Below are 11,319 nucleotides of genomic sequence, written 5' to 3'. Positions count from 1 at the left end.
TGAGAACATAAACGAAAAAAGCCGCCTCAATCCGAGGCGGCTTTTTTTATTTTCTTTGTAATCACTTAGTCTTCGGTAGCAGCTAGCAGGCTCGCGTTACCGCCAGAAGCTGTCGTGTCGATACACAGATGACGCTCCAGCTGATAGCGCTCAGGCTGGTTGCGTTCCATGATCAGCTGCATCAAGGCACCTTCACGCTCGGCCAGCTCAGCCTTCATCTCTTTCAGCTCTTGGTCAGAGTGGTTCGCTGCAATGGCATCAATACCCTGTAGCTCCTTCAGTGCGCCTACTGCCAGATTGCCTTCCAGCGCGACGATTGGAGCAGAAAGGGAACGCAGCTTCACAGCCAGTTTTTCTGCACCTTGTCCAACAGCAATCACCCCGTTGCCAGCTGCCAGTGCCAGAACCACCTGATGCTTCAGGCTTTCAGTATCTGGACCAAGACACAGCACGGTGCCACGTGGAGCTGAGTACAGGCGGTTGGACTCACCGGTCGGCCCAGGCATGTCGTGCGCATGGTCAGCCGCAATTCGGTTCAGCAGGCCTGTTTCCTTCTCAAACAGGGTTGCCAGCTCGGTGTAACGACCAAAGTTGCCTTCCCAGGTGCTGGTGCGTAATGCCCCTCTCGCCTTGAAGATATCCTCGGCAGTAACAGTCTTGTTCAGGTCTACGCTGGCCGCTGCTGAGGTGTCAGCAAGACGGAAGCGTGCCACATAGTGAGGACCACCCGCTTTCGGGCCAGTACCGGAAAGACCTTCACCACCAAACGGCTGAGATCCAACAATCGCACCAATCTGGTTTCGGTTCACATAAAGGTTGCCCACCTTCACACGCTCAACGATGTGCTGAACACGGCTATCAACGCGGGTGTGCAGACCAAAGGTTAGGCCAAATCCCTTGGAGTTGATCGCATCAATGGTCTGATCGATCTCTTCCGCCTTGAAAGTCGCGATATGCAGAACAGGACCGAAGATCTCTTCATCCAGCTCTTCAATGCCTTCCAGCTTGATCAGAGTAGGTGCAACGAAGTGACCCTTTGTTGGAACCTTCAACTCTTTGAGAACACGGCCTTTTTCAGCCCATTTCTTGCAGTGATCAGCAATCTTCTTCTGCGCGGCAGCATCAATCACAGGACCAACGTCAGTCGACAGTGTGATTGGGTTACCAACTTCCAGCTCAGCCATTGCACCGAACAGCATCTCTTTGAAATCATCAAAGATGTCTTCCTGCACGTAGAGCATACGCAGTGCAGAACAACGCTGGCCAGCACTCTGGAAACTGGAAGCAATCACATCACGAACCGCCTGCTCTGGCAGAGCAGTGGAGTCCACGATCATCGCGTTCAAGCCACCAGTCTCAGCGATCAGTGGTGCAGACGGAGCAAGCGCTTTCGCCATGGCACGGTTGATGTGCTGCGCGGTGCCAGTGGAACCGGTAAAGCAAACACCAGCCACACGGCTGTCAGATGTCAGCGCTGCACCCACTTCTCCAGCACCTGGCAGAAGCTGAAGGGCCTCTACAGGAATACCTGCTTTATGCATCAGGCCAACAGCAAAGGTCGCGATCAGCGGTGTTTGAGGCGCTGGCTTTGCCAGAACTGGGTTGCCAGCTGCAAGAGCCGCAAAGATCTGACCGGAGAAGATCGCCAGTGGGAAGTTCCATGGAGAGATACAGGTGATCGGACCGCGTTGCTGTCCTTTACCATCACGCTCATCCAATCGGATCGCTTCATTCGCGTAATAGCGACCAAAGTCAACGGCTTCGCGCAGCTCGTTGATGGCATCCATGTAGGTTTTGCCAGCTTCACGGGTCAGCAGGGCGAAGATCTCAGAAGCGTTTTCTTCGAACAGATCCGCTGCTTTGCGCAGAATAACTGCACGATCGTCCGCACTTTTGTCTGACCATTCGGCGCAGCCATGATGTGCCGTTGTCAGAGCCGCTTCAATCTGTTCAGGCGTCGCAGTCGCCACGCTACCCACGATGTCGCGTAGATCAGATGGGTTCTTGACCTGCACAGCCTCTGCATTCTTCACAGAAGCGGCAATAACCGGATGACCTTCCCACTTGGTGGCGGAGAACGACTTCAGGCTTTCAACATACTCAGCTTCCTGACGTGGATCACTCAGATCCCAGCCCTTCGCGTTCTTACGTCCAGCACCAAACAGGGCTGGCGGCAGAGGGATCTTGGAGTTCGCAACGTCTTCGCCAAACTTCTCGATATGCGCCAGTGGATCCTGCGCAATCGCCTGTGGTGTCACGTTTTCATCGCGGATCTGATGAACGAAGGAGCTGTTCGCACCATTCTCCAGCAGACGACGAACCAGATAAGCCAGCAGGTCTTTGTGAGCACCAACCGGAGCGTAGATGCGGCAGTTGGAACCGTGCTTCTTCATGGTGCGCTCATGCAGCGCTTCGCCCATGCCATGCAGACGCTGGAACTCGTAGGAGCTCAGCGGCAGGTTCTTCGCCAGTTCCAGAATAGTCGCAACACTGTGCGCGTTGTGGGTCGCAAACTGCGGATAGATCCGGTCAGTCATGCCCAGCAGTTTCTCAGCACAAGCAGTGTAGGAGATGTCGGTAGAAACCTTACGGGTGAAGACCGGGTAGCCGTCAATACCAAGGGTCTGAGCGCGTTTGATCTCGCTGTCCCAGTAAGCACCCTTCACCAGACGAACCATGATCTTACGATCATACTTCTCTGCAACTGCGTAGAGCCATTCGATGACGTGAATTGCGCGTGGGCCAAACGCCTGCACCACAACACCAAAACCATCCCAGCCTTCAGTTGCTGGATCTGCCAGAAGCGCTTCAATCACATCGAGGGAGATATCCAGACGGTCAGCTTCTTCCGCATCAATGTTGAAGCCCATATTGGAGGACTTCGCCAGCATGATTAGAGAAAGCGTGCGAGGAACCAGTTCCTTCATCACGCGCTCACGCTTTGCAAACTCATAGCGAGGATGCAGAGCAGACAGCTTGACGGAGATGCCTGGATTGTCGCGAATGCTGGAATGCACACAGTTGCTTGCCAGCGCAGAAATCGCCTTGGAGTAGGACAGGTGATAGCGCTTCGCATCAGCATCCGTACGCGCAGCTTCACCAAGCATGTCATAGGAGTAAGTGAAGCCCTGGCCTTCTTCAGCACGCGCATTGCGCATGGCTTCACGAATGGTGCGGCCCAGAACGAACTGGCGGCCCAGCTCCTTCATCGCCTGCGCAACAGCTGTACGAACCACAGGCTCACCAAGACGCTTCACAACACCGCGAATGGTGCCAACGAGGCCCTGATCATCTGGAGCAAGAACCTTACCAGTCAACAGCAGCGCCCAAGTGGATGCATTGATCAGAGTGGAAGCAGACTGACCCAAGTGCTCTCCCCAGGCACTCGGAGTGATCTTGTCTGCAATCAGAGCATCGATGGTCTGAGCGTCAGGAACGCGAAGCAGCGCTTCTGCAAGGCACATCAGTGCAATGCCTTCCTGGGTTGAGAGGCCATACTCGCCGAGAAAACTCTCCATGATGGTTGGAGATGTATTCGCACGCAAATCCGAGATCAGTTCCGCTGCTTTGTCAGATGCACGGCTACGAGCCGCTGTATCCATTTGCAGTGAAGAAATGAGCTCATGTACCACCTGATTTTCATCAGGAAGGTAGTTATCTCTGATTTTGTTGCGGATGTTCTCCGGCGCAGTCTCTGAACCCATGCCGTGCTCCCTACTATTAAATACCTATTGGGCTGACATTAGCAAAATACCTATAGGGATGTTTCCTGTATTTTTTGATGGTAAAGACTATTTGACTTTGATATTCAGTCGCCATGGTCGTTATGAATATAAAAATGGCATATCATGGAGAAATTGGACGATTTTGACCGCAAAATCCTGGAAGAATTACAAAAATGCGGGCGCATCACCGTTACTGACCTTGCGAAAAAGGTAGGGCTATCCAAAACCCCCTGCCAGATCCGCATGAAGAAACTGGAGGATGCAGGGTATATTCTGGGGTATCGGGCTGAGGTAGATCACACTAAATTGGGGGCAGGGCACATCGCATTTGTGCAGGTCAAGCTCAATGACACCCGCTCAAGATCGCTGGAAGCCTTTAATGCGGCCGCGCGCGAAATCCCGGAAATCGAAGAATGCCACATGATTGCAAGTGGGTTCGACTATCTCCTGAAAGTCCGCACAAGAGACATCGGAAGCTACCGCCGTATCCTTGGTGAGAAACTCTCCGAGATGCCTTATGTTGCGCAGACCTCTACGTTTGTTTGCATGGAACAGGTGAAAGACCGCCCGTTCTAATCAACACCGCGCTGCATGTAGTTAGCGCCAGGGCCATAGGCCATCAGCTTTTCTTTAAGCGTGTCTTCTTGGATGGCTCTGAAACCACGCGCGCGCCAGAACTCGTTGGCCGTATCCAGCGCCACAAGTGCGAACTTGTTGATGTATAGGCTGCGCGCCACCTGACTAAGCTGCGTCAGAACAGCTCGCGCAGCTCCGATGCCCTGCGCCGCAGGCAGTAATGCGATATCGTGGATGTAATAGACTTCCGCTGAAAAGGGCAGAGAACCGAGCAAACTGGAGAGCGGCGGAATACTGCGGTTTTCCCACGGATGCGAGATGATATAACCAAGAATGGCGTCTTGCTCATCCCGCCTCAGCACGTAACAGCCTTGCGGAAACAGCCGCACACGCTCGCGAATGCAGTCGATATCCTCAGGTAGATGCGGATAGGTCTGCTGCATGATCTGATCAATCTCGGGCAGATCAGCTTCCCCCATCGGATGCCAGCTGTAATTTTCCATGGTGCGCCGTAAATCTCTTTAATCAGTCTTTTTGCTCTTCATCAGGCAGCACAATACGCTCAGGTTTCTGGTCTGTCATCGTCAACATGCGCCATCCCATCACAGCAAACACAATTGTCAGGATCGGGCTGACAATGTTGAAGAAGGCAAATCCGGCAAACGCCAAGGTAGGCACCCCGAGTGTTGCAGCCATGTAAGCCCCGCAGCTGTTCCACGGAATGAGCGCAGAAGTCACTGTCGCACTATCGCCGACAGCTCTGGAAAGAACCTCAGGACGCAGGCGCCGCTGTCGGAAGGATTTGCGATACATCCGGCCCGGGATCACAATCGCAATATACTGATCCGCCGCTAGAATGTTCGTTGCAATGGCCGTTGTGACCAAAGACAAAACCAAGGCCCCGGTGGTTTTTGCTGCATGCAGGATTGGCCCGATAATCCGGTCCAGAATACCAGCTTTCTCAACTACGCCACCAAAGGCAAGCGCCGTCATGATCAGCCAAATGGTCGTCAGCATATTGCCCATCCCACCGCGGCTCAACAAGGCATCAATTGAGGGGTCACCAGTCACACTCACATAGCCGTTGGACATGGCAATCCAGACACCTTTGATCATGACCAGCCAATAAGGAAGGTCTACAGATGAGGCCAGACTCACCACTTTGCCCGGGTCCATGATCACAGCAAAAAGGCCACCGGCAAGAGCACCGATGAAGATGGTTGTAAACGGCGGATACCGGATCATCGCCAGTCCCAGCACCAGTACCAGAGGTAAGAAGTTGAGCAGCGTGATGTCATAGTGCTGCTCAATGCTGGATAGGGTGCCTTGGGCAACAAAATCTCCGGGCTCCCCTAACCACCAGAACAACGCAAGTGCAATGGTCAGGGCTGGAACCGAGGTCCAGAGGTTTTCCTTGATGTGAATGTAAAGATTGGACCCAGCTGCAGCCGTAGCGAGGTTAGTGGCATCGGAAAGGGGCGAGGATTTATCGCCAAAATAAGCACCAGAAAGGATCGCGCCAGCGGTAATAGCCGGATCAAGACCCATCTTCGTTGAGATGCCCATCAGGCCGATGCCGATAGTGCCTGCGACAGTCCACGAACTACCAATACTGACGGAAACGAGCGCACAGATAATGACTGTGGTGAAGTAAAAGTAGTTTGGACTAAGCAGTTGCAATCCATAATAAACCATCGCCATGATGGTGCCGGACATGGCCCACGTCCCAATCAGGGACCCCACTGCGAACAGAATAAAAATCGCATGAAGACCAGTGCTGACACTCTCAACAACGGCATCCTTCAGTTCATCAAAACTGAACCCATGAAACAACGCAACAAAGGTTGCGATTAACGCACAAAACAGCAGGGCAATCTGGTTTGGGCCGGAAGAAGCCTCATCTCCAAACAAGTAGTAGGACAACGCCAACAGAACAATGAGCGAAGCAACCGGAATGATCGCTCCGATGAGAGACATTTTCCTGGAATATGGAGCTGGCGCGTTGGCCATAAGTTGTTCGTCCTCTGTGTTCTTGTTCTTCTCACGGGCACAATTATGCCCCAGGACAATCAAATGAGTTCAATGGCAAACGAACCCCGAAGCTTATGCCGCTCCGGGGCTCTGATCTCAGTAAAACTTGGTGTCACCAGCATCTACGCTGATTGAGGTTCCTTTATTGCCAGCAATCGCTTGTGGAACTTCAGAAAGAGTGCAGATCACCGCTTTCTTGCCGGTTTGGCGAGCAAACGTCTGCGCTGCTTCTACCTTCGGCCCCATGGACCCTGCGGCAAAGCCATAGGCATCTAAGGCATCTGGAGAAGCTGATTTGATCGCGCGCTGGCTGGGTGTCCCCCAATCCAAATAAACCGCATCGGCATCCGTCGCCATAATGTAGACGTCTGCTTCAATCTCTTTGGCAAGCAAGCCGGAACAGCGATCTTTATCGATCACACATTCCACGCCAACGAGCTTTTTCTCCTCGTTGTACATAGTCGGAATGCCACCACCGCCAGCTGCGATGACAAGTACGTCATGATCCAGCAACCACTTGATAGGCCGGATCTCGAAGATGTGCTTTGGCAACGGGCTAGGCACGACACGACGCCACTTGTCACCGTCTTCACGAATAGACCAGCCTTTCTCGTCGGCAAGCTTCTCAGCGTCCTCCTTGGAGTAGAGCGGACCAATGGGTTTGGTCGGGTCTTTGAAAGCGGGATCGTTGGGATCAACTTCAACCTGCGTGAGAATGGTAGCGAATGGTTTCTCGAATGGTAGGAGGTTTCCCAGTTCCTGCTCAATCATGTAACCAATCATCCCAACCGTTTCTGCGCCTAACACATCAAGCGGATAGGGTTCTACATGCTCGTAAGCGGCACCCTGCAGAGCCAGCAAGCCAACCTGCGGGCCGTTGCCGTGCGTGATCACCACTTCATGACCATCATCATAAAGCGGTGCCAAGGCTTCAGCGGCAATACGTGCATTCCTACGTTGGTTTTCGGCGGTCATTGCTTCTCCGCGCCGGAGAAGCGCATTCCCGCCAAGAGCGACGACAACACGCATTATCGACCTCCAATCGTCGCAACCATGATGGCCTTAATGGTGTGAAGCCGGTTTTCTGCTTGCTCAAAGGCCAGATTACGATCGGACTCGAATACGTCTTCAGTCACTTCCATTTCCGAGATACCGAACTTCTGGAAGATCTCTTCACCAACTTTGGTCTCGCGATTGTGGAATGCTGGTAGACAATGCATGAAGAAGGTGTTGGCGTTACCGGTACCTTCAATCAGAGCCTTGTTGACCTGATAATCGCGGAGCAACTTGATCCGGCTTTCCCAAACATCCGGTGGCTCACCCATGGAAACCCAAACATCGGTATGGATGAAGTCGACACCTTCAGTACCAGCTTTTGGATCATCTGTGATGGTAATGCGTGCACCATACCGCTTTGCATTCGCTTCAGCTGCCTTTACGACATGTGGCTCCGGATACAGCTCTTTCGGAGCGATAATACGCACATCACAGCCACACAACGCGCCGAGCATCAGCAGAGAGTTGCCCATGTTGTTGCGGGCATCGCCCATGTACGCAAAAGAGATTTCATGCAGAGACTTGGATGTATGCTCGGTCATCGTCAGCATATCTGCCAGCATCTGCGTTGGGTGCCAGTCGTCGGTCAAACCGTTGTAGACAGGTACACCAGCATAGTCTGCCAGTGTCTCAACAGCCTTCTGGCCAGATCCACGAAACTCAATCGCATCAAACATACGACCCAGCACCCGGGCAGTGTCCTTCATGGATTCCTTGTGCCCGATCTGCGAACCCGATGGGTCAAGATAGGTGACGTGCGCGCCCTGATCATGCGCGGCAACTTCAAACGCACAGCGGGTTCGGGTAGAGGTTTTTTCAAAGATCAGGCAGATGTTTTTGCCAACGAGGGTCTGCCGTTCAGTTCCGGAGTATTTGGCTCGCTTGAGATCACGGGCAAGATCCAGCATGTAAAGCACTTCGCGCTGGCTGAAGTCCTTTAGCTTGAGGTAACTGCGACCTTTCAGATTGAAAGCCATTTTCCTTACGCTCCATCTCTTGGATGTTTTTATTGTTCAACGGAGATTGAAAAACTCTAGAAGTCCACCGGTTCTCGAATGGTCGGGCAAGTCATGCAGTGGCCACCACCGCGACCGCGACCTAACTCCGAACCATCAATGGCAATTACTTCTACACCGGCTCTCTGAAGCTTGGAGTTTGTGTAGGTGTTCCGGCGATAACCAACCACAACGCCTGGCTCGATGCAGACAACGTTGTTGCCATCATCCCATTGCTCGCGTTCCTGGTCATAAGCGTTGCCACCTGTTGTCACTACGTGCAGCTTTTGAATGCCAAGCGCATTGGCGACGACATCGAACAGATGACCTTCATCCTGCCGGTAATCAACGTTCTCTGGCTTATCGCCTGGGCGGATGGAGAAGCAGATGATCTCATCGCAAACTCCTGAGAAAGCCGTTGCTTTATCGCGGTCCAGAAGAGTGAACACCGTATCCAGATGCATTGCAGCACGGCTCTTTGGCATCTGACAGGCAATGACGCGCGTAGCTGCATGGTTGCGGAAGAGGGCCCGGGCGACCTGACCTACAGCCTGCGGTGTCGTACGTTCCCCCATGCCGATCAAAACAACCCCGTTGCCAATCGGCATAACGTCACCGCCTTCTACGGTAGATTCATGGAAGTTCTCATCGGGATCACCCCACCAGAAATTCACTTTGCCTTTGAAGTGGGGATGGAACTTGTAGATCGCAGTGGTCAGAAGAGTTTCATTCTGACGAGCCTGCCAGAACATAGGGTTCAACGTAACGCCATTGTAGATCCAGCAGGTCGTATCACGAGTGAACAGCGTGTTAGGCAGAGGTGGAATGACGAAATCATTCACATCCAGATAACTACCAAACACCCCGGTTGGTTTGAAGCCTAACTCTCCGCGTGCAATACCGCCGATCAGATGATCAGCAAGAAACTTCTCGTGCTGCTCATACAGCCAGGCCCTCAAATCCTCGGCCATACCGTAACCCACGCGGTTATGGGTGATCCGACGCTCCAGTACCCACTTACGGGCTTCAGGATCTTCGAGAGTTTCTTTGAGGAGATTATGCATCTCCAGCACATTCACACCGCGCTCTTCCATTCTGAGGCAGAAATCGTAGTGGTGCTTTTGCGCCTCTCGAACCCAGATCACATCATCAAACAACAGTTCCTGACAGTTGCCGGGAGTAAGGCGCATATGCGCAAGCCCGGGGCGACAAACCATCACTTCTTTCAGTTTGCCAACTTCCGAATGAACACCAAATTCAGTCATGTTGCAGACTCCGTTCCAGAATTCTTATGTTTTGCGAGATGGCTATCTCGCTGTTTGGTTCAGAGGTGTGTTGTGTCGCAGAGGCGAGCTAAGCGGATGCTCGCCTCCGGCAGGTCCGTTGTTCTAAACGGCCAATGACAGTGCCAATGAGATCAGGATGAACAGGATGATCACGAGCGGAATTGCGAACCTGAGCCACTTGTCGTAAGGCACGCGCCCAATTGCCAGGCCACCCATCACAACGGCAAAGGTTGGGTTGAACAGGTTCAGCAAGCCGCTGGCAGACTGGAATGCTGTGACCACATACTCAGCTCCCACGTTGGAGAAGCCTGCGAGTGGCGCCATGATCGGCATGGAAAGCACAGCCAGACCAGATGAGGACGGTACGAAGAATGAGAGCACCAGCTCCAGCCAGAACATCACGTTGATGAAGGCAACCTTGCTGAGGCCGCTGACTGCCTGCTCAGACCAGTAAAGGATCGTATCTGTAATGGAACCTGCATCCATCACCACCACGATACCGCGGGCCACGCCGATAATCAGCGCAACTCCAAGCAAATCACGTGCACCATCCAGGAAATTATCGACAAACTCATGCTCACCCTGCCGCGCGACAATACCCACAAGGATCGAGGCGGCAAGGAACAGGGCGGCCATCTCACCCATCCACCAACCAAGCACCGCAACACCATAGATCAACAGACCAAAGGTGATGACAAAGATTGCCATGATCCAACCGTGCTTTGCGGTGAAGTCGGGAATGTCGTCAGTAGAAACGCCTTGCAGGAAGTGCTTTTCGTTATCTTCCTTCATATCAGCAACGAGGGATGTTGAATGATCTGCTTTCACCTTGGCTGCATACCGCATCACCCAGGCGACACAGACCAGCCATCCAACGATAAGAATGAGGAAACGCAGGCCAATACCGTCGGTAAAGGGCACGCCCGCTGCGTTGGAGGCAATCACTGTTGCGAACGGATTGATGGTTGATCCAAGTGTTCCAATCCCCGCGCCAAGCATGATCACGGCAACGCCGGTCATCGAGTCATACCCTGCTCGGATCATCACCGGAATGATGAGGGCATAGAACGCTAGGCTTTCCTCCGCCATCCCATAAATCGTGCCCCCAGCTGCAAAGAAGGCCATCAATATGGGGATCATAAGGTTCTCTCGTCCCTTCAGCCCCGTCATGATCTTGGCGATGCCTGCATCGATTGCCCCTGTGCGCGTGACCACCATCAGGAAGCCGCCGATCACAAGAACAAAGACAGCCACATCAATCGCATTCGCGGTGTAGGAAACCGGATCATACAGTCCGGCAATCGGTGCCATGAAAACTTCAACCGGACCTTGCGGATTGGCTTCCACCAGATGATAGGTCCCGGGAACCGGAACTTCCTTATCAAGCACGGGATTAATGACACGATCGTACTTGCCTGCGGGAACGAACCAGGTTGCAATTGCAACGAGAATGATGAGAGCAAATAGAATTGTAAACGCGGTAGGAAACTTGAACTTCGACATTTGTTTTTCCGCTTAGTTATTTGTCGAATGTAATCATGCTGCCGCTACCTAATATCTATGTAGATACTTGCGTCAACTGATGTTCAGTTTCTTGATTAAAGGGTGTCGCAAACAAAATATTGCGCTATGTCGGGCTGCTTTTAAGTA

Annotated in this window: 8 protein-coding genes; 1 reads left to right on the top strand and 7 read right to left on the bottom strand. The window is 52.8% G+C overall.

Going from position 1 to position 11,319, the window contains the following annotated elements; all coding sequences use genetic code 11:
• Nucleotides 1-65: 65 nt before the first annotated feature.
• Nucleotides 66-3,704 (bottom strand): bifunctional proline dehydrogenase/L-glutamate gamma-semialdehyde dehydrogenase PutA, encoded by a 3,639-nt coding sequence (putA, locus tag PJE062_RS24160; RefSeq protein WP_008552776.1) that lies wholly within the window; start codon nt 3,702-3,704, stop codon nt 66-68.
• A 144-nt stretch (nt 3,705-3,848) separates the two neighbouring features.
• Between putA and PJE062_RS24155 the strand changes: the two genes are divergently transcribed.
• The gene (locus PJE062_RS24155) at nt 3,849-4,301 is read left to right on the top strand and encodes an Lrp/AsnC family transcriptional regulator (RefSeq protein ID WP_008552722.1); all 453 of its coding nucleotides are present in this window, start codon (nt 3,849-3,851) and stop codon (nt 4,299-4,301) included.
• On the opposite strand, the gene PJE062_RS24150 is transcribed toward PJE062_RS24155, so the two are convergent.
• The 6 genes from PJE062_RS24150 to PJE062_RS24125 form a co-directional block, all read right to left on the bottom strand.
• Nucleotides 4,298-4,804 (bottom strand): GNAT family N-acetyltransferase, encoded by a 507-nt coding sequence (locus tag PJE062_RS24150; RefSeq protein WP_008552729.1) that lies wholly within the window; start codon nt 4,802-4,804, stop codon nt 4,298-4,300. The genes PJE062_RS24155 and PJE062_RS24150 overlap by 4 nt on opposite strands.
• Nucleotides 4,805-4,826: 22 nt before the next feature.
• A complete protein-coding gene (gene nhaC, locus PJE062_RS24145; RefSeq protein WP_008552791.1) occupies nt 4,827-6,311 on the bottom strand; it encodes a Na+/H+ antiporter NhaC in 1,485 nt (494 codons plus the stop codon).
• Nucleotides 6,312-6,428: 117 nt separating this feature from the next.
• A complete protein-coding gene (gene arcC / locus PJE062_RS24140; RefSeq protein ID WP_008552701.1) occupies nt 6,429-7,361 on the bottom strand; it encodes a carbamate kinase in 933 nt (310 codons plus the stop codon).
• Nucleotides 7,361-8,365 (bottom strand): ornithine carbamoyltransferase, encoded by a 1,005-nt coding sequence (gene argF, locus PJE062_RS24135; protein ID WP_008552688.1) that lies wholly within the window; start codon nt 8,363-8,365, stop codon nt 7,361-7,363. Before argF ends, arcC begins: the two co-directional genes overlap by 1 nt.
• Nucleotides 8,366-8,421: 56 nt before the next feature.
• Nucleotides 8,422-9,648: an arginine deiminase gene (gene arcA, locus PJE062_RS24130; protein WP_008552679.1), complete on the bottom strand. Its 1,227-nt coding sequence runs from the start codon at nt 9,646-9,648 to the stop codon at nt 8,422-8,424.
• 123 nt (nt 9,649-9,771) lie between these two features.
• Nucleotides 9,772-11,172 (bottom strand): YfcC family protein, encoded by a 1,401-nt coding sequence (locus PJE062_RS24125; RefSeq protein ID WP_008552775.1) that lies wholly within the window; start codon nt 11,170-11,172, stop codon nt 9,772-9,774.
• Nucleotides 11,173-11,319: the final 147 nt, after the last annotated feature.

This window comes from Pseudovibrio sp. JE062 (assembly GCF_000156235.1).
Taxonomy (GTDB): Bacteria; Pseudomonadota; Alphaproteobacteria; order Rhizobiales; family Stappiaceae; genus Pseudovibrio.
The sequence above is the reverse complement of the archived record's forward strand: the minus strand, read 5'-3'. Positions and strand labels throughout refer to the sequence as shown.